General features: G+C 71.7%; 15 protein-coding genes and 1 tRNA gene. 7 read left to right on the top strand and 9 right to left on the bottom strand.

Annotated features, from left to right (window positions below; translation table 11 throughout):
• Window positions 1-24 precede the first annotated feature (24 nt).
• Window positions 25-2,856 (bottom strand): hypothetical protein, encoded by a 2,832-nt coding sequence (locus tag ACWEN3_RS08125; RefSeq protein WP_452967147.1) that lies wholly within the window; start codon window positions 2,854-2,856, stop codon window positions 25-27.
• 1,087 nt (window positions 2,857-3,943) lie between these two features.
• On the opposite strand from ACWEN3_RS08125, the gene ACWEN3_RS08120 reads away from it, so the two are divergent.
• A complete protein-coding gene (locus ACWEN3_RS08120) occupies window positions 3,944-4,363 on the top strand; it encodes a hypothetical protein (RefSeq protein WP_452967145.1) in 420 nt (139 codons plus the stop codon).
• A 65-nt stretch (window positions 4,364-4,428) separates the two neighbouring features.
• On the opposite strand, the gene ACWEN3_RS08115 is transcribed toward ACWEN3_RS08120, so the two are convergent.
• A complete protein-coding gene (locus tag ACWEN3_RS08115) occupies window positions 4,429-5,379 on the bottom strand; it encodes a GlxA family transcriptional regulator (RefSeq protein WP_452967142.1) in 951 nt (316 codons plus the stop codon).
• A gap of 153 nt (window positions 5,380-5,532) precedes the next feature.
• On the opposite strand from ACWEN3_RS08115, the gene ACWEN3_RS08110 reads away from it, so the two are divergent.
• Complete coding sequence (locus ACWEN3_RS08110; RefSeq protein ID WP_452967140.1) at window positions 5,533-5,982, top strand: hypothetical protein; 450 nt, start codon at window positions 5,533-5,535, stop codon at window positions 5,980-5,982.
• 73 nt (window positions 5,983-6,055) lie between these two features.
• Here ACWEN3_RS08110 and ACWEN3_RS08105 read toward each other — a convergent pair whose 3' ends face one another.
• Both ACWEN3_RS08105 and ACWEN3_RS08100 read right to left on the bottom strand, forming a co-directional pair.
• Complete coding sequence (locus tag ACWEN3_RS08105; RefSeq protein WP_452967138.1) at window positions 6,056-7,624, bottom strand: MFS transporter; 1,569 nt, start codon at window positions 7,622-7,624, stop codon at window positions 6,056-6,058.
• An 83-nt stretch (window positions 7,625-7,707) separates the two neighbouring features.
• Complete coding sequence (locus ACWEN3_RS08100) at window positions 7,708-9,021, bottom strand: DUF445 domain-containing protein (protein WP_452967135.1); 1,314 nt, start codon at window positions 9,019-9,021, stop codon at window positions 7,708-7,710.
• 197 nt (window positions 9,022-9,218) lie between these two features.
• Between ACWEN3_RS08100 and ACWEN3_RS08095 the strand changes: the two genes are divergently transcribed.
• Together ACWEN3_RS08095 and rdgB are read left to right on the top strand one after the other, a co-directional pair.
• Entirely contained in the window at window positions 9,219-10,553 is a 1,335-nt protein-coding gene (locus tag ACWEN3_RS08095; protein ID WP_452967132.1) for an SGNH/GDSL hydrolase family protein, read from the top strand.
• Window positions 10,554-10,578: 25 nt separating this feature from the next.
• The gene (gene rdgB / locus ACWEN3_RS08090) at window positions 10,579-11,181 is read left to right on the top strand and encodes an RdgB/HAM1 family non-canonical purine NTP pyrophosphatase (RefSeq protein ID WP_452967130.1); all 603 of its coding nucleotides are present in this window, start codon (window positions 10,579-10,581) and stop codon (window positions 11,179-11,181) included.
• A 49-nt stretch (window positions 11,182-11,230) separates the two neighbouring features.
• Here rdgB and ACWEN3_RS08085 read toward each other — a convergent pair.
• From ACWEN3_RS08085 to bcp, 4 genes are all read right to left on the bottom strand, one after another.
• Window positions 11,231-11,314 (bottom strand) — tRNA-Leu (locus ACWEN3_RS08085).
• 13 nt (window positions 11,315-11,327) lie between these two features.
• Entirely contained in the window at window positions 11,328-12,002 is a 675-nt protein-coding gene (locus ACWEN3_RS08080) for an HNH endonuclease (protein ID WP_452967128.1), read from the bottom strand.
• Complete coding sequence (locus tag ACWEN3_RS08075; protein ID WP_452967125.1) at window positions 11,999-12,649, bottom strand: HNH endonuclease signature motif containing protein; 651 nt, start codon at window positions 12,647-12,649, stop codon at window positions 11,999-12,001. The genes ACWEN3_RS08080 and ACWEN3_RS08075 overlap by 4 nt, the downstream gene beginning before the upstream one ends.
• Before the next feature lie 140 nt (window positions 12,650-12,789).
• Window positions 12,790-13,257 (bottom strand): thioredoxin-dependent thiol peroxidase, encoded by a 468-nt coding sequence (gene bcp, locus ACWEN3_RS08070; protein ID WP_452967122.1) that lies wholly within the window; start codon window positions 13,255-13,257, stop codon window positions 12,790-12,792.
• 94 nt (window positions 13,258-13,351) lie between these two features.
• On the opposite strand from bcp, the gene ACWEN3_RS08065 reads away from it, so the two are divergent.
• From ACWEN3_RS08065 to ACWEN3_RS08055, 3 genes are all read left to right on the top strand, one after another.
• Window positions 13,352-13,681, top strand: a complete 330-nt coding sequence (locus ACWEN3_RS08065) for a DUF3618 domain-containing protein (RefSeq protein WP_452967119.1) — start codon at window positions 13,352-13,354, stop codon at window positions 13,679-13,681.
• Between the two features lie 54 nt (window positions 13,682-13,735).
• Window positions 13,736-14,095 carry a GroES family chaperonin gene (locus ACWEN3_RS08060; protein WP_452967118.1) on the top strand — a complete coding sequence of 120 codons (360 nt, stop codon included), beginning with the start codon at window positions 13,736-13,738 and terminating at the stop codon, window positions 14,093-14,095.
• A 162-nt stretch (window positions 14,096-14,257) separates the two neighbouring features.
• Window positions 14,258-14,578, top strand: coding sequence for a DMT family transporter (locus ACWEN3_RS08055; protein WP_452967156.1), 321 nt, complete (start codon window positions 14,258-14,260; stop codon window positions 14,576-14,578).
• Window positions 14,579-14,586: 8 nt separating this feature from the next.
• On the opposite strand, the gene ACWEN3_RS08050 is transcribed toward ACWEN3_RS08055, so the two are convergent.
• A complete protein-coding gene (locus tag ACWEN3_RS08050) occupies window positions 14,587-17,343 on the bottom strand; it encodes a transglycosylase domain-containing protein (protein ID WP_452967154.1) in 2,757 nt (918 codons plus the stop codon).
• Window positions 17,344-18,134: the final 791 nt, after the last annotated feature.

Below are 18,134 nucleotides of genomic sequence, written 5' to 3'. Positions count from 1 at the left end.
GGTGACTGCCCGGCGCTCGGACCGTCAGAGGTCTCCGGCGCTGACCTCGGTCAACCCGTACTGCTTTGCCAGCGGCGCCCACAGCTTCACGAATCGCTGCTTCGCCTTGCTCGCCTCGTTGTTGTGCTCGGTCGCCCCGTCGTCGTACGCGGCTCCGTCCTTGGGGCAGCCGTTCACCGGATCGGCGTCGACGTAGCCGGCGACGTCGGAGGCCCAGGAGCCGTAGTCGCGGTCCGCCAGCGCGGATGCCGTCCACGCCTGCGACAGGGCGTCCACGGCCGAGTTGAGGTCGCCGTTCGCGTCCGGCGCGAGCTCGCCGAGGCGACGGACCAGGTCGTCGCGGCGGTCGGCCACGTTGAGGAGTTCGGTCCGCGCGTCCTGGATCGGGGACGACCCGTACCAGCACTGCCGTACGTTCCCGATGGCTGTCTGCACCCGGCCGCGCAGAGGCTCGTTCTCCTTGAGCATGGCCTCCACCTGCTCGGCCGCCTGCGGGAGGTCAGGGGACGGTGACGACGATTGCGTGACGGACGAGTCCCCGGCGGCCGCCGTGGGCTGCTGGCTCGTCGCCGCCGCTGCGCCGACGGACGCGGACGGCTTGGGCGAGGGCGCCGCCGCGAGCGTGTGGGGCTGCGCCGGGTGTGACTGGAGGCGGAGGGCGAGCGCCGTTCCGCCGCCCGCCACAACGGCGGTCGCCAGCAGCGTCACCGCGATGACCGTCCCTCTGCGACGGCCGCCGGGCCTGGGCGCCGGAGAGGGCACCGGATGCGCCGACGGGGCGGGCGCGGTGGCCGGCATGGGCTGTGGGGGCTGTGGTTGCGGGTACGCCGGCTGGGGTCGGTGTCCGGACATCGTCTGGGCAACGTGGAGTTCCGCTGCGGGCGGTGCGGGTGGGAGTGGCTGCTCGGCGTCCGCGTCAGGTTGGTCACGGGTGTCGGGGGTGGCGGGCGCGGAGGTGTCCGGCGCCGGGTCCTGCTCATCGTCGGGCACAGCGTCCTGCTCATCGCCGGGCGCATCGTCCTGCTCGGGCTCCGCCGGTTCCGCGGGCTCACTCTCCGCCGGAGGCGCGGCCTCAGCCGGTCGGTCGACCGGTGCGGAAACGGCCGGGGAGGCGGGAGAAGCGACAGAAGCGGCGACCGAGACCGGAGCAGAGGCAGAGGCCGCAACACCGGCGGAAGCAAGGGTCGTAGGCAGGGTCGAGGCCGTACCCGAGTCAGGGACCGAAGCACCGTCGGAAACGGGAGCGGAGGCCGGCACAGAGGCCGAAGCAGCGGCAGGAGCGGCAGTCGTATCAACGACACCATCCGGCGCAGTTCCAGGACCGCCGACGTAACCGGCACTCCCCGCCGGCCCAGAAGCAGCCGCCGTCCTCGCCCGCAGGAAGGGCTCCGCCTTGGGGGCGACGAACAGGCCGAGGGCTGCGCACACGGCCGCGCCGAGCACCGCACCGAGTACGGACAGCCCGACGGAGACCTCGGCATCGGTGCCGTAGGGAAGCAGGTCGCCGAGGAACGCCTGGACCAGCTGCACCACGTCGCCCTCGACGGAGAGATCGGCGCTGTCGCCGGTCACCAGGGCCGCTGCCGTGAAGAGGGCCACGAAGCACACCAGGGTCCGCAGGCGGGCGGCCCGGTCCGCTCGCTCGCGGATGACCGTGGCGGCCAGCATCGCCACCGCCCCCAGGCCGAGCAGTACGGTCAGCCACAGCCATCCGCTGAGGTCGTGCAGGTCGAACAGGGAGACACTCACGCCGTGGTCACCGGAGCCGAAGGCGCCCGCGCTGCCGGAGAGTCCGGAGACGGTCACCTTGAACGGGACGCCGAAGGAGAAACCGAGGGCGATCACACCGAGGTTGGGGGCGAACAGCAGGGCGGGTATCACCGCCGAGGTTCCGCCGCGCGCCACCAGTACGATCACGCTCGCCACGGCGCCCACCGCGACCGGTATCCCCAGGCAGAGCAGGGCGTTGCGCGCGGCGACCAGCCACGGCGCCAACCGCTCCGCCAGCCCCCGCCGCGTGACGTACGCGGCGATCGACGGGCGGCACAGGGTGAGGCAGAGCACCGCACCGGCCAGGACCGCCGTCCACCAGCCGGCGGCCCAGGGGGACGAGGACACCGTCAGACGCAACTCGTTCAGGCCCATCAGATCGCCCATGGAGAACGACGAGTCGTCCCCCGACGACGGGTCCATGACCGGGATCGACGCGCCCGAGAGCCAGGCCAGGATCATGGTCAGCACGGTGGCGAGCAGCAGGGCGCGCACGGCCACGAGGACGGTCTCCCTGGGCGGCACGCGCTCGGGGAGGCAGCGCCTCAGATGACGTACCGCGCCGAACCACCAGGCCCCGGCGTACAGCAGCGTGGCGGTGAAGGGCACGGCCAGCACATGCGCCGAGGCCGTGATCGCCGTGGACCCCTCGCCCAGGCCGAGACCGAGCTGCGCGCCGACCGAGGTCAGCACCAGCGCGAGGCCGGTGCCGAACGCCTCGGCGAAACCGCTCCCTTGGGAAGCCAGGGCGCATGCCGCGACCAGCGCCAGCACCAGCAGCATCGCGAAGGGGTACGCGACGATGCGCGCCGGGCCCACCCAGTCGCCCTTGGCCAGGCGCACCAGCGCGGCGGAGACGGCGGCGCCCGCGGAGCCGCCGGGGCCGGTGAAGGCGGCCGGCGGGAGCGGCGGCGGCGGGATGTGCGCGGTGGCGGGGCCCGCGGCTCCGGCAGCCGCGCCCGGCGGGGGCGCGTCGGGCATGGGTGGGGGCACCGGTGCCGGGGAGTACGTGGGGCGGCCGCAGGCGCCGCAGAAGCGGACCTGGTCGGCCAACTGGGCGCCGCAGTGGGCACAGGGAGTGGGCATGACCTGCTTTCCTCGTTGTCGTACGGGGTCACCGCATGAGCGGGCGGAGCCGCGTGGCGGCGGACATGTGACGGCCGTTCACCGGTCGGCCCGACGGTGGGACGGGGCGGCGGACGGCCGCCGGAAGGTGGAGCAAGGGGGAACAGGGAGGAGGGGGCAGGCATCGGATCCGGGCGGTTCCGGTGCGCCGCGGAGACCGTCACGGGAGAACGCGAACGCGTGCCCTGAAGGCTCGGGGCCTGAAGTCCCGGGGCTTGAAGTCCCGGGCGTACGAACCGATACGCGCCCTGCCTGCCGCTACCGGCGCGAACCCACCGCAGCCGCAGTCCGCTTCGCCGCCCCCGGCGCGAACCCACCGAAGCCGCACTTCCGCTTCGCCGCTACCGGCGCGAACCCACCGCAGCCACACCCCGCTGCGCCGCCCCCGGCGTGAGCCCGCCGCAGCCCCGCCCCGCCCCACCCCGCCCCGAATGACTACGTTGTCAGAGCGCGCGGGAAGCCGTCGCCCTGACCGCCTCTAACGACCAGGCACGGCAGGTGACATGGCAGCCCGGGCTCGACGTCGGCACGGTTGCCGCCACCGCTGCCGCGGGGAGAGAAGGGTGTCTCGGCATGAGGCGTGGGCTCCTGATGTGTGCGTGCCCCCCTCGGAAGGGATGCGCACGACGACGCGTCCTGGCGCACCGGACGTGGTGCGAAGATCTTGGCACGCAGAGTGCCGATTGTGAAGATGGCGTGTACACACAAGATGGTGAAGGCGGCCGCCGAACCGCCCGGCACCCCGAAGGCCGACCGGCGCGTCGCCAGGAAAACCATCCCGAGCTGCAACTACGCGACCCCGGGCAACGGTGGCCGGACGCATCGACCGACGCCGCACGCACCCCCGTCGCGCGACGACCCACCTCGCGGCCTTCACATTTCACACACAACCCATCCCCCCGCCGACCGGTCACCCCTCTTGCGCATCGGGCCCGCCGCGGTCATGCTCACCTCGCCAAGATCGTGGATCTCGGCGACAGCGGGCGACACCGGCCGTCCCCGCACGCGCCCCGCGCGCCGCCTGACCTCACCCTCGCAAGGACCGTCCATGCCCTCTTCACCCCTGCCCGGGCAGGCCCTCCCGGCGGCTCTCGCGGCGGTCGCGATGACCCTTGTCCTCGCCGCCGGCGCGTGCTCCGCCGACCGGCCCAGCCCGAGCGGCGTCACCAAGGACTGGCTGCACGCCGCTGTCGACCTGGACCGGGCCGAGGTCGCGGACCTGTCCTGCTCCTCCCTGCGCGCACGGGTCGAGGACGACGGCAACTGGAGGGAGATGCGCGCCGGCATGCGCGGCATCCGCTTCGCCGCCATCGACGTCACCAAGCAGGAGATCGACGGCAGGCGGGCGGACGTCACCTATTCCCTGCGCACCAGGAACGGCGACGGCGCCACCGAGAGCCGCACGAGGACCATGCCCGTCGAGCAGGACCTGGACGGCAACTGGAAGGTCTGCGCCGGCCACCCGTGACGCCCCACGGAGCGGGCCCCGCGCACCCGTTCACGCTCAGCGGTGGGTGACGGGCCGCTGCCCGTTCAGCCCAGCCCCGCCCGGAACGCCTTCCGGTACGCCTGCGGGCCGGTCCCCACCACCCGGCGGAAGCGTTCCCGGAAGGCCGTCGGGGAGCCGAAGCCCGCCTGCGCGGCGATACGGTCGACGGAGTACGGCGTCGTCTCCAGCAGATACTGCGCGCGCCGCACCCGCGCCCGGTGCACCCACTGCAGCGGTGTCGTACCGGTCTGCTCGCGGAAGCGGCGGTTGAGGGTGCGGGTGCTCATGCCCGCCTTCGCCGCGATCTCGTCCAGCGTCAGATCGCGTTCACAGCTGTCCTCCAGCCACTGGAGCAAAGGCTCCAGCGTCGCGCCGGCCGGGGCCGGAGGCAGGTCGTGGACGATGAACTGGGCCTGCCCGCCCTCCCGTTCGAGCGGCATCACGGACATCCGGGCCGCGTGCGCGGCGACGGCCGAGCCGAAGTCCTTGCGGATCATGTGCAGGCACATGTCCATGGCCGCGGCCGCGCCCGCCGAGGTGAGGAACCGGCCGTTGTCGACGTAGAGGACGTTCGGGTCGACGGTCACCGCCGGGTGCCGCTCGGCCAGTCGCGGGGCCGCGACCCAGTGGGTCGTCGCCCGCAGGCCGTCCAGCAGACCCGTCGCCGCGAAGAGGAACGCGCCGACGCAGATCGAGGCGATGCGGGTGCCGTTCGCCGCCGCGGCGCGCAGCGCCTCCGCCACCCCCGGCGGCAGGACCTCCGGTGGTTCCGCGACCCCCGGCAGGATGATCGTGTCGGCCTCCGCGAGCGCGTCGAGGCCGTGGGGTGCCCGCACGATGAAGGCACCCGCGCTCACCTCCTCCCGCACCGAGCACACCCGCACCCGGTACGGCACCCGGCCGTCGGGCAGGCGCGCCCAGCCGAAGGTGTCGATGGGGGCGGAGAGATCGAACGGGATGACGCCGTCCAGCGCCAGTACGGCCACGGTGTGCATGGCGGGAAGCTATACGTACGACGGATTGTCGCCAACAGCGGCCCAGCAGGCACGGTTCGCCGCGGGGGCCCGGCCGAACGGCCGGCGGGAATCCGTTGACACCTGGCAATCCGGCCACTTCTGGCCGGCTCCCCGCCCGCCTAGCGTCCCTCCGTGACCAAGTTCCTCCTCGCCGTCCACGTCCTCGCCGCGATCGTCGCCGTCGGACCCGTGACCGTCGCCGCCGGCATGTTCCCGCCCGCCGCACGCCGGGCGCTCGCCGCACCGCACGACGAGGACGCCGCCGCGACGCTGCGGCTGCTCCACCGGATCTGCCGGGTGTACGCCGTCGTCGGCGTCGTCGTCCCCGTGTTCGGGTTCGCCACCGCGAGCCGGATGGGCGTGCTCGGCAGCGCCTGGCTGATCGTGTCGATCGCGCTCACCGCCCTCGCCGCCCTCGTCCTGGCCGCGCTGGTGCTGCCCTTCCAGAACACGCTCGTCGAAGGCGGCGGCACAGCCCGGCACACCACGCGGCTCGCCATGGTCACCGGGCTGTTCAACCTGCTGTGGGCCACCGTGACGATCCTCATGATCGTGCGGCCCGGGTCCACCACCGGGGCCTGACACCCCGCCCCCGGTGCCGCCGTCGACCGGCCCGCGTCACGGCCGCCTCACGGCCTGCGTCCCGGCCCCCGCCTCACGGCCTGCTCGCCGCCGGCGGCGCCGCCGGACCCTGCGGACCCGACGCACGGCCCGACGGGCGGGCCTTCTTGGTGGCCTCCTTGGCCCGACTGGCCACCGCCGTCAGCGGACGGGCGATGTCCTCCAGGGAACGCCGCTCCGCGTTCACCGCCAGGAACGCCGCGACCAGACCGGCCACGCACATCAGCGCCGCCCCGATCGAGAAGGCAAACACCGTGTCACCGACCTTGCCCGTACCGGTGAGATCGGCGAACAGCAGCGGACCGCTGATACCGCCGGCCGCCGTACCGAGGGCGTAGAAGAAGGCGATGGACATCGCCCGCGTCTCCATCGGGAAGATCTCGGACACCGTCAGATAGGCACTGGAGGCGCCCGCCGAGGCGAAGAACAGCACCACGCACCAGCAGGCCGTCAGCGTGCCCGCGCTCAGCGAACCCCGCCCGAACAGCCAGGCCGTACCGAACAGCAGCAGACCCGAGAGCAGATACGTCGACGAGATCATCACCCGCCGGCCGACCGTGTCGAACAGCTTGCCGAGCAGCAGCGGACCACAGAAGTTGCCGACCGCGATGACCGCGAAGTAGTAGCCGGTGTGATCGGCCGGCACATTGAAGAACTTCGTCAGGATCGCGCCGAAACCGAACGTGATCGCGTTGTACAGGAACGCCTGCCCGATGAAGAGGGAGAAGCCCAGCACCGCCCGCCTGCGGTACTCGCCGAAGACCGTGCGGGCGATCTCCATGAAGGTGACGCTCCTGCGCTGGTGGATCTCCAGCTCGCCCTCCGGCTCGGCCAGCCGGCCGCCCGTCTCCTCCTCCACCTGCCGCTCGATACCGCGGACGATCTCCTCCGCCTCCCGGTCCCGGCCGTGGATCAGCAGCCACCGCGGACTCTCCGGGACATGACGCCGTACCAGCAGAATCACCAGGGCCAGCACCGCGCCCAGGGCGAACGTCAGACGCCAGCCGACGTTCGCGGGCAGCAGGTTCGTGTTCAGCGCGACGATCGACAGCAGCGAACCGCCGACCGCGCCCAGCCAGAAGCTGCCGTTGATGATCAGGTCCACCCGGCCGCGGTACTTCGCCGGGATCAGCTCGTCGATCGCGGAGTTGATCGCCGCGTACTCACCACCGATACCGAAACCGGTCAGGAAGCGGAACAGGAAGAACCACCAGGCCTCCCAGGAGACCGCGGTCAGGGCCGTCGCCGCCAGATACACCGCCAGGGTGATCATGAACAGCTTCTTCCGGCCGAAGCGGTCGGTCAGCCGCCCCCAGAACAGGGCGCCCGTACAGGCACCAGCCACATACAGCGCGGCCGCCACACCGGTGATCTGCCCGGACGTGATCGACAGACCGCTGCCGGGCTCGGCCAGCCGGCTGGCGATGTTGCCGACGACCGTGACCTCCAGGCCGTCCAGGATCCACACCGTGCCCAGGCCGATCACGATCGTCCAGTGCCAGCGGGACCACGGCAGTCGGTCGAGCCGTGCAGGAATGTTCGTGGTGATGGTCCGGCCGGTCTCCCCGGTGTCCGGTGACGGCGTCTGCGCTGATGCGGCCATGGGCTCCCCTCCTCGACGAAGGACGTCCCTCGGCATCGGGGGACGGCAGGACGGGTGCCCCTGTCCCGCCGAATCACGCCGGATCAGGCACCCAGCACCCGCGACACCGTGTAGATCAGCAGACCCGCCAGCGACCCCACCACCGTGCCGTTGATCCGGATGAACTGCAGATCACGGCCGATGTGCGCCTCGATCTTCCGGGTCGTGTGCTCGGCGTCCCAGCCGGCCACCGTGTCCGTGATCAAAGACGTGATCTCCTTGCGGTACGTCGTCACCACATGCACCGCCGCACCCTCCACCCAGCTGTCCACCTTGTCCTGCACCTTGGGCTCGCTCGCCATCCGCGCCCCGAGCGACAGCAACGCCGCCCGCACCCGCAGCCGCAGCTCACTGCGCTCGTCCTCCGCCGCCGCCACGATCATCGACCGCACGGCCGTCCACGCCGACGCGATCAGGTCCTGCACCTCGCCCCGGCCCAGCACCTCACCCTTGAGCCGCTCCACCCGCGCCCGCGTCTCCGTGTCCGACTGAAGATCGGAGGCGAAGTCCGTCAGGAACCGGTCCAGCGCCCCACGCGCCGGATGGGAGGGCATGTCCCGCATCTCCGCGCAGAAACGCAGCAACTCCTTGTACACCCGCTCGCCGACCTTCCGGTCCACGAACCGCGGGGTCCAGCCCGGCGCACCGCCCTGCACCGCGTCCATCACGCTGTCGCCGTGCAGCACCAGCCAGTCGTGCGCCCGGGACACCACCAGGTCCACCACCCGCCGGTGCCCGCCGTCGCCGACGACCTTCTCCAGCATCTTGCCGATGCCCGGCGCGATCTCCTGCGCGTTCGCCCGACGGGTGATCGCCTCACCGACCACCGCCTGCACATCGGAGTCCCGCAGCACCGTCAGCGCACCCCGCAACGCCGTCGCCAGCTCCGCCGTCACCCGGTCCGCGTGCTCCGGCTCGGCCAGCCACGCACCCAGCCGGCTGCCGATCCCGACCGCCCGCAGCCGCTGCCGCACCACCTCCTGCGACAGGAAGTTCTCCCCCACGAACTCCCCCAGCGAGACACCCAGCTGATCCTTCTTGTTCGGGATGATCGCCGTGTGCGGAATCGGCAGACCGAGCGGATGCCGGAACAGCGCCGTGACCGCGAACCAGTCCGCCAGCGCGCCCACCATGCCCGCCTCCGCCGCCGCGGCCACATAGTCCGCCCACGGCCCCGCCCCCTCGTGCCCGGCCAGCTTGGCCAGCACATACACCACCGCCACGAACAGCAGCAGACCCGCCGCGGTGAGTTTCATGCGCCGCACACCGCGCCGACGCTCCTCGTCGGCCGGGGTGAAGGCCGTCATCGTCCGGTACGACGTGGGCCGCCCCGCTGTTCCCGTCTCGCTAGCTTCCATCAGCTCCGCCCGTTCGGTGATCCCGCACACAATTGTCCCTTCCTGACCGACTCCCGGAACGAAACAGGAGTTCCCGGCGTCTTTTCGGAGCGGAGAATTGGGCAGGGCCCTGTCAGTTCTCCCCGGCCCATGACGCATCATGGGCGTACAAAGATCGGAGCCTCGGGCTCCCATCTCCCGAGGAGAACAACAAAAGCGTGACCAAGCGTCATGGTTATGGCCTGCTGAGCGCCCTCGTCGCGCTGGTCGTGGCCGTCTGCGCCGCCATATACGTCACCGTGGGGACCGGCGACGGCACCTCCAGCGGCACCGTCGCCGACAACCGCCCCCACCGCGACTCCAACGCCGCACCCGCCTCCACCGGCACCTGGGTCGGCTCCTGGTCCACCGCCCCCGTGGGCGGCGAACCCGGCACCGAGACGACCGGCATGGCCGGCCGCTCCGTCCGCAACGTCGTACACGCGGACACCGGAGGTACGAGTGCCCGCATCACGCTGTCCAATCTCTACGGCCAGGCACCCCTGACCATCACCGACGCCACCCTCGCGCTCTCCGCCGGCGACGGCACCGCCGCAGCCGACGCGGAAACGATGCGCCGCCTCACCTTCAACGGCAGCACCAGCGTCGTCATACCCGCCGGCGAACAGACCCTCAGCGACGCCGTACGCGTCGCCATACCCCACGACAGCGACGTCCTGGTCACCACCTACTCCCCCACCCCCTCCGGCCCCGTCACCTACCACCCCCACGCCCGGCAGATCTCCTACGTCGCCACCGGCGACGCCACCGACGACTCCACCGGCACCCCCTACACCCAGCAGACCCCCTACTGGCGCTACCTCACCGCCCTCGACGTCCTGAGCAACGAGGCCGACGGCACCGTCGTCGTCCTCGGCGACTCCATCACCGACGGCATCACCTCCACCACCGGCGCCAACCACCGCTGGCCCGACATCCTCGGCGGCCGACTGCGCACCGCCCTCCAGAGCGGCCGCCAACTCCCCCGCTACAGCGTCGTCAACGAAGGCATCAGCGGAAACCAGGTCCTCGCCGACGGCCTCGGCCGACCCGCCGAGAACCAGAGCGGCCTGCGCCGCTTCGGCCGCGACGCGCTCTCCCGCACCAACGTCAAGGCCGTCGTCATCGACCTCGGCATCAACGACATCATCCGCAACCCCCGCCTCGCCGACCCCGACACGATCGTCGCCGGACTGCGCACCCTCGTCCGCGAGGCCCACGCCCGCGGCCTCAAGGTCGTCGGCGCCACCCTGATGCCCTTCCAGGGCCACCCGGGCTGGACCCCCGCCCGCGAAGCCGTACGACAGCAGGTCAACGCCCAGATCCGCGCCGGCACCGTGTACGACGGCGTCGTCGACTTCGACCGGGCCCTCCGCGACCCCTACGCCCCCCGCCGGCTGCGCCCCGACTACGACTCCGGCGACCACCTGCACCCCAGCGACCTGGGCTTCGCCAGGATGGCCGGCGTCTTCGACCTCAGCGCACTCAAGGGCGCCGGCCAGGCCGAACTGTGACCGGGCGGCGAGGAATACTGACGGCATGACCCGCTTGATCCTCGCCACCCGCAACGCCGGAAAGATCACCGAACTCAGGGCCATCCTGGCCGAAGCAGGCCTGCCCCACGAACTCGTCGGCGCCGACGCCTACCCCGACATCCCCGACGTCAAGGAAACCGGCGTCACCTTCGCCGAGAACGCCCTGCTCAAGGCCCACACCCTCGCCCAGGCCACCGGACTGCCCGCCGTCGCCGACGACTCCGGCCTCTGCGTCGACGTCCTCGGCGGCGCCCCCGGCATCTTCTCCGCCCGCTGGGCCGGCCGCCACGGCGACGACCGGGCCAACCTCGACCTGCTCCTGGCCCAGCTCGCCGACATCGCCGAGGAACACCGCGGCGCCCACTTCGCCTGCGCCGCCGCCCTCGCCCTGCCGGACGGCACCGAGCGCGTGGTCGAGGGCCAGCTGCGCGGGCTGCTCCGGCACGCACCGGCCGGCGCCAACGGCTTCGGCTACGACCCGATCCTCCAGCCGGACGGAGACACCCGCACCTGCGCGGAGCTGACCCCGGACGAGAAGAACGCGATCAGCCACCGCGGCAAGGCGTTCCGCGCACTGACACCGGTGGTCCGCGAGCTGCTGGGCTGAGGACGAAAGCCCGCCCAGTGGCACTGGGCGGGCCTTCGATTCAAAGCTGTGCGGCCGGAGGGACTCGAACCCTCAAGGGATTTCTCCCACAACATCCTAAGTGTTGCGCGTAGGCCAATTCCGCCACGGCCGCGTGCACGCACATGCTACCGGTCACCCCTACGTTGCTTCGAAGGATTACCCCGTCCCCCTCGGCACCAGGTGGTGGTCGTCGCGTGGCAGTTGGGGCACAGCAGCCGGAGATTCTCCCGACGGTCGTCGCTCCAGTCGCCGTTGACGTGGTCGACCTCCAGCGTCATCGGCCTGCCGAGCCACTCGGGACCGATCCCGCACTCGGCGCACGCCTCCGGTACGCCCACCTCACAGAGCGCACGACGCAGCAGATGGGTCCGCGTCCGGCGTCCGCTGTCATGCCGGACCAGGATGTCCTCGGGCCGCCTGGCACGGTCCGTGCGGGTCTTGCCCCGCTGGTGGGCCTGCCCGAGGAAGTGCGCGGTCGACAGGCCGTCCTCGGCGACCCACTGGCGCAGCAACGCCCGCTGAGTGCCGGTGTCCGGGCGCTCCAGCCGACGCAGCGTCCCGGCGATGGAGACCGACCCGGCGACAGCCGCGCGCAACTCCTCGGCCCCGGGGCGGGCAGGCCTGCCTGAGTCGCGGAAGTGCGAGACGTCGATCCCGAAGTGCGCGAATCGCCGCAGGAGGTATCGGCGCAACTTGCCGTAAGGGCGCGTGCCGAAGAAGGCGATGACCTCGTCGAGGCTCGCGCACCGCTCGGCGGCTTCGGTCAACCGCTCACGCGTGTACCGCACGCCCCCGCTCATCCGGCGCCACCCCGAGCCGTCTTGCCACGGCCACGGTAACTGTCCGTCGTGGAGTGGCAGTTGGGGCAGAGGAACCGGAGGTTGCCGATGCGGTTGTCGCGCCAGTTGCCGTCGATGTGGTCGACCTCCAGCGGGAGCGGACGCCCCCGCCAGACCGGTTCCGTGCCGCAGCCGGCGCATCGCTCCGCCACGCCTACGGCGGTCATCGCCCACTTGAGCCGGTCACCGGGGACGCGCCGCGCCTGACCGACGGGCTGCTCGACCAGCAGGGCCTTCGGTGTACGGGCACGCCAGGGCTTTCCTCGTCGCGTCGGCACCTGGAAGTGCGACGTGTCGATCCCGTAAGCCCTGATCCTGCGGCTGATGTGGGTGTGGTGGCCGCCGACGACCTCCAGGCCGAGGTGGCGGAGCACTTCGCACATGTTGGTGGAGGCGGTCACCGCCCGCTGAAGGGGCTCCCTCGTCCACTTCACGCCCTCGCGCTCGAGGTGGGAGACGTCGACTCCCAGCTTCTTCATCCGCCCGAGGACGTAGCGGCGGGCCGGGCCTCGTGGGTCCACCCCCAGCCGTTCCAGTGCCTCCGACAGCGTGTGCGCGCCGCGGACCGCGTCCTCCAGGCGCCGCTTGGTGTAGGTGCCGGCCTCCATCGAGCCCCCTCCGTTCCGGCCGCGTGTGCGCGGCTCGTACGGAGCAACGAACCGGTTATCGGACAGTCACGCCCGGAAAGAGGAAAACGGCTCGCACCGGGTCGGTCCGGTGCGAGCCGTCGGCGGCGGGGTCGGGCGGCTCAGATGCCCAGGTCCTTGATGATCTTGGCCACGTGGCCGGTCGCGCGGACGTTGTAGAGGGCCCGTTCGACCTTGCCCTCCTCGTCGACGACGATCGTGGAGCGGATGACGCCCATGTAGGTCTTGCCGTAGTTCTTCTTCTCGCCGTAGGCGCCGTACGCCTCGGTGACCTTCTTGTCCGGGTCGGCGAGCAGCGTGACCTCGAGGGACTCCTTGTCGCGGAACCTGGCGAGCTTCTCCGGGTTGTCGGGGGAGATGCCGACGACGTCGTAGCCGGCGCCGGTCAGGAGCTCGAGGTTGTCGGTGAAGTCGCAGGCCTGCTTGGTGCAGCCTGGGGTGAGGGCGGCGGGGTAGAAGTACACGATGACCTTGCGGCCCTTGTGGTCCGCGAGGGAGATCTCGTTCCCGTCGGCGTCGGGGAGGGTGAATGCGGGGGCCACGTCCCCCGGCTGGAGTCGCTCGCTCATCGGACCAGCGTAACCGGGGGCCCTTGCGGTGCGGCGCGGGTGGGAGCTGACAGACTGTCCGGAACAGCATTCAGCAGACTTCGGAGGCCGTACGGTGGCGGACACGGCGGACACCAGAACCCCGGCGCAGATCGAGGCGGACATCAAGCGTCGCCGCGACGTGCTGGCCGAGACGCTCGACGAGATCGGGGTGCGGGTGCATCCGAAGACGATCGTCGGGGATGCGAAGGCCAAGGTCGTCGCCAATATCGATCACACCGTGGGGCGGGCATACGTCCAGGTCAACCGGGTGGTGAGTGACGTACGGGCGCAGTTCGTGGACGAGGACGGCGCGCTGCGGCTGGAGCGGGTCGTGCCGGTGGCGCTCGTCGCGGCCGGGGTCGTGGGGCTGCTGGCTCTGTCGTCCCGGCGGCGCAGGCGCTGAGACGACGGCCACCCGAGCGCGTACAGACGCGGCCGGGGCAGGTAGGTTCGAGGCGTGAGCGCCAAGAGAAACGAGCACAGCACCCCTCAGCACGACAAGCTGCCCATCCGGATGCTGCACGACCGCGTTCTGGTCAAGCAGGAGGCCGGCGAGGGTGAGCGGCGGTCGGGGGGCGGCATTCTGATTCCCGCCACCGCGGCGGTGGGGCGGCGGCTGGCCTGGGCCGAGGTCGTCGCGGTCGGCCAGAACGTGCGGACCGTGGAGCCGGGTGACCGGGTCCTGTTCGATCCGGAGGACCGGGCCGAGGTCGAGGTGCGGGGTGTGGCGTACGTGCTCATGCGCGAGCGTGATCTGCACGCCGTGGCCGCGGACCGGTTCGAGGGGTCGCAGGACTCCACCGGTCTCTACCTCTGACATCTCTGATGCGGCCGAGAAGGGCTGGTGACCGTGGTCACCAGCCCTTTTTGTCGTGCCTTTGCTAGGTTCGGGAGTGAGCCCGACGAGACGCGCCGTACCGGGATGCAGGCAAGGACGACGCACCGGAAGAGTCAGTCGTTCGTCTCGGAGGTGTCTGTCGTGGCCTGGTTCGCGCTGGTCGTCGCCGGTCTGCTGGAAGTGGGCTGGTCGATCGGGATGAAGTACAGCGAGGGGTTCACCCGGCTGGTGCCCAGTGTGTTCACCGGGGCCGGGATCGTCGCGAGCATGGTGTTGCTGTCGTATGCCGCGAGGTCGTTGCCGATCGGTACCGCCTACGGCGTGTGGGTCGGCATCGGGGCGGCCGGTGCGGCGGTGCTCGGCATGGTGGTGCTGGGTGAGCCGGTCACCGCCGCCCGGATCTTCTTCGTGTGTCTGCTGCTGGTCGCCGTGGTGGGGCTGAAGGCGACCAGCGGTCACTGACGCGGGCGTCAGGGGGCTGGGTCACCACCGCCCGCGGCGCCCGCGGCGGCGCCTGTGGTGCCGCCTCCGTTGGTCGTGCCGCCGTTGGTGGGGGTGCCGGCGGTGCCGCCGCCGTTCGTGGTGCCGCCGCCGTCGGTGGTGTTGCCGGTCGTGCCGCCGCCGTCGGTGGTGTTGCCGGTGGTCCCGCCGCCGTTGGTGGTGTTGCCACCGGTGGTGGTGCTGCCGCCGGTCGTCGTGCCGCCGTTGGTGGGGGTGCCGGCGGTGCCGCCGGTGGTGGTGGGGCTGCCGGTCGGGGTGCCGCCGGTGGGAGTGCCGGTGGGAGTGCCGTTGTCCTGGCCGGTGGTGGTGCCGGGCTGGGTCGGGCTGGTGGAGATGGGCGGCTGGGGCTGGTCGGCGCCCTGCTGGAGCTGCAGGTCGAAGTCGTCGGCCGAGGTGCCCTGCAGCGCGTCGTGGGTGTACTGGGCCCAGATCTGGGTGGGCGCGCCGCCGCCGTTGATGCGGGGCTGGCCGAGGGCGCCGTACAGCGGCATGTGCTTGGCGGTCACCGGGTCCTGGCCCATCACGGAGACGACGGTGGCGAGGTTCGGGGTGTAGCCGGCGAACCAGGCGGCGGTGTCGTTCTCCGCGGTGCCGGTCTTGCCGGCCGCGGGGCGGCCGGCGTTCTGGGCGGCGGTGGCGGTGCCGTTGTCGACCACGCTCTTCAGCATGGAGGTGGTGGTGTCGGCGGCCTCGCGGCTGACGGCCTGCTTGACGGGCTGGTCGGGCAGCTTGACCGCGTCCGTGCCGTCCTTGGTGATCTTCTCGATCAGGGTGTACGTGCCGTGCCGGCCGTGGTTGGCGAGGGTCGCGTACGCCTCCGCCATGTCCAGGACGCTGGCGGTGGCGGTGCCGAGGGCGATGGACGGGTAGGGCTGGAGGTCCGGGGTGCCGGAGGGGATGCCGAGGTCGATCGCGGTCTGCTTGACCTTGGAGGGGCCGACGTCGACGGCCATCTGCGCGTAGACGGCGTTCACGGACAGGTCGGTCGCCTTGGTGACGGTGATCTGGCCGTACGACTTCTGGTCCTCGTTCTGCGGGGCGTAGCCGCCGCCGCTCCAGCCCTGGACGGGGCGCTCGTTGGTGCCGTCGTACTGGGTGTTCGGGGTGATGGTGCGGCCGTCCTGGGTGGTCGAGCCGTTCTGCACCGCGGAGGTGAACACGAAGGGCTTGAAGGTCGAACCGACCTGGAAGTCACCGCGGGTGGCGCCGTTGGTGTACTGCTTCACGTAGTCGATGCCGCCGTACATGGCGACGACCTTGCCGGTCTTGGGGTCGACTGAGGCGCCGCCGGCGCGGACGTAGTTGTCGACCTTGTTGTTCTTCTTGTCGAGCTTGGAGACCAGCTGGTCGTTGACGGCCTTGACGAAGGCGTCCTGCCGGTTCTTCTGGATGGTGGTGGTGATGCGGTAGCCGCCGAGCGCGAGCTGGTCGGGGTCGATGATGTTGTTGGTGGTCAGGTAGTGCTTGACCGCCTCGACGAGGTAGCCGCGCTGGCCGGACAGGCCGGTGGAGACCGTCTGCTCCTTGGGCATGGGGAACTTCATGCCGGCGCGCTGGGACTGGCTGAGCCAGCCCTTCTTGACCATGCCGTCGAGGACGTAGTTCCAGCGGGCGACGGCCGCGGCCTTGTTCTCGGGGTGGGCGACGACGTCGTACTCGCTGGGCGCGTTGACGAGCGCGGCGAGGTAGGCGGCGCGGGCCGGGTCGAGGTCCTTGGCGTCGCGGCTGTAGTAGGCCTGCGCGGCGGCCTGGATGCCGTAGGCGTTGCGGCCGAAGTAGCTGGTGTTGAGGTAGCCCTCGAGGATGTCGTCCTTGGACTTGTTCCGGTCGAGCTTGATGGAGATGAAGAACTCCTTGGCCTTGCGGGTGACCGTCTGTTCCTGGGCCAGGTAGTAGTTCTTCACGTACTGCTGGGTGATCGTGGAGCCGGACTGCTTGCCCTTGCCGGTCGCGGTGTTCCAGGCGGCGCGGAGCATCGCCGTGGGGTCGATGGCCGACTCGCTGTAGAAGTCGCGGTCCTCGGCGGCCAGGACGGCGTGCTGGGCGTCCTTGGAGACCTGGTCGAGGCTGACGTTCTCGCGGTTGATCTGGCCGTCGCGGGCGAGCTGGGAGCCGTCGGCGTAGAGGTAGACGTTGCTCTGCTTGGTGGCGAGGGCGTTGGCGGGCGGGATGTTGACCATCGAGTAGCCGAGGAAGAACAGGCCGATGATCAGGAGGACGCCGATGACGAAGGTGCCGAGCACCATCCGCCAGGTGGGGACCAGCCTGCGCAGTCCGGTGCGCTTGGGCTTCGGCTTCTTGCCGGTGCCGGCGCCTTCGGGGGCGGGGCCGTCCGCGGAGGCGGCGGGGGTGGTGGGGCCCTGGCCGGGGTTCCGGGCGCCCGCGCCGGTACGGGGGCCGGGGGCGGCCGCGCCCACGGCACCCGCGGGGGACGCCTGAGCGGCGGCACCGGCGGCGGAGGCTGCGCCTGCCGCACCGGCCGCCTGGGCGGCTCGGCCGGGGCCGCCGGGGCGTGCGCCGGACGTGCGGGAGGTGGGGCCGGTGGGGTTCGGCTGGGTCGCCGCAGAAGCCGGGGAGGCCGTCTTGGCGGGGCCGCCGGGCTCGCCCGCGCGGGGTGCGTTCACGCGCCGGAGCACCTGCGTGGTCTCGGGCGCCTGCTCGCCGGTCTTGCCGGGGTCCTTCGAGGACGCCTGGGGGCCCCTGGGCGGGGTGATGCGCCGGAGCACCTGGGTGCTCTCGACCGACGGCGACTCCGCGGGCACGCGGCTGCCGGGAACCTGCGGCTTCTCGGGCGCCCGGGCCCCCGGAACCTGCGGCTTCTGGAAGACGTCCTGCTTGTCGGAGGCGCTCCGCTTGTCGGAGGTCTCGCCGCCGGACGCCGACGTGGCACCGGAGGCGGAGGCGTCACGCGGTGCGGTGCCGCCGCCGGAACCGGAACCCGTGGAGCCGCCGGAGGCCGGGGACCCTGCGGAGGCCGCACCGCCCTCGCGGGACGCGGTGGATCCGCCGGAGGCCGACGTGCCGCCGAGCGCGGGCTCGCTGCCGGAGGCCGTCCGTGCGTTCTGGTCCGTGCGGGCGTCGCGGGCCGCCTGGCGGGCGCGGGCCATGGAGGCCGTGCGGTCCTGGGGCGCCGGGATGGGACGGTTCCTGGGGGTGGCCGCCGTGTCCGAGGGCTGCTGAGCCTCCGTACGACCACCGTCGCCGGCGCCCGAAGCGCCCTCGGCGTTCCCCGAGGCCGCGGCCTTCCCGGAGCGGGAAGCGTTCCCGGCGACCTCGGCGTTCCCGGAGGCCGCGGCCTTCCCGGAACCCTGGGCCCGACCAGCGTCCTCGGCCCGACCGGCGTTCTCGGCGCTCCCGGAACCCTCAGCCCGACCGGAATCCTCCGCCCGACCGGCGCTCCTCCCGGAACCGTCTGCCTTCCCGGAACCGTCTGCCTTCCCGGAACCGTCTGCCTTCCCGGAACCGTCTGCCTTCCCGGAACCGTCTGCCTTCCCGGAACCGTCTGCCTTCCCGGTAC

The organism is Streptomyces sp. NPDC004561 (assembly GCF_053602155.1).
This window is presented reverse-complemented; position numbering and strand designations above follow the sequence as displayed.

What these genes read in the sequence shown, in the direction of transcription:
- ACWEN3_RS08125 (WP_452967147.1), bottom strand. Translation starts at nt 2,856, where the DNA reads ATGCCCACTCCCTGTGCCCACTGCGGCGCCCAGTTGGCCGACCAGGTC.
- ACWEN3_RS08120 (WP_452967145.1), top strand. Translation starts at nt 3,944, where the DNA reads ATGCCCTCTTCACCCCTGCCCGGGCAGGCCCTCCCGGCGGCTCTCGCG.
- ACWEN3_RS08115 (WP_452967142.1), bottom strand. Translation starts at nt 5,379, where the DNA reads ATGCACACCGTGGCCGTACTGGCGCTGGACGGCGTCATCCCGTTCGAT.
- ACWEN3_RS08105 (WP_452967138.1), bottom strand. Translation starts at nt 7,624, where the DNA reads ATGGCCGCATCAGCGCAGACGCCGTCACCGGACACCGGGGAGACCGGC.
- ACWEN3_RS08100 (WP_452967135.1), bottom strand. Translation starts at nt 9,021, where the DNA reads ATGGAAGCTAGCGAGACGGGAACAGCGGGGCGGCCCACGTCGTACCGG.
- rdgB (WP_452967130.1), top strand. Translation starts at nt 10,579, where the DNA reads ATGACCCGCTTGATCCTCGCCACCCGCAACGCCGGAAAGATCACCGAA.
- ACWEN3_RS08080 (WP_452967128.1), bottom strand. Translation starts at nt 12,002, where the DNA reads ATGAGCGGGGGCGTGCGGTACACGCGTGAGCGGTTGACCGAAGCCGCC.
- ACWEN3_RS08075 (WP_452967125.1), bottom strand. Translation starts at nt 12,649, where the DNA reads ATGGAGGCCGGCACCTACACCAAGCGGCGCCTGGAGGACGCGGTCCGC.
- bcp (WP_452967122.1), bottom strand. Translation starts at nt 13,257, where the DNA reads ATGAGCGAGCGACTCCAGCCGGGGGACGTGGCCCCCGCATTCACCCTC.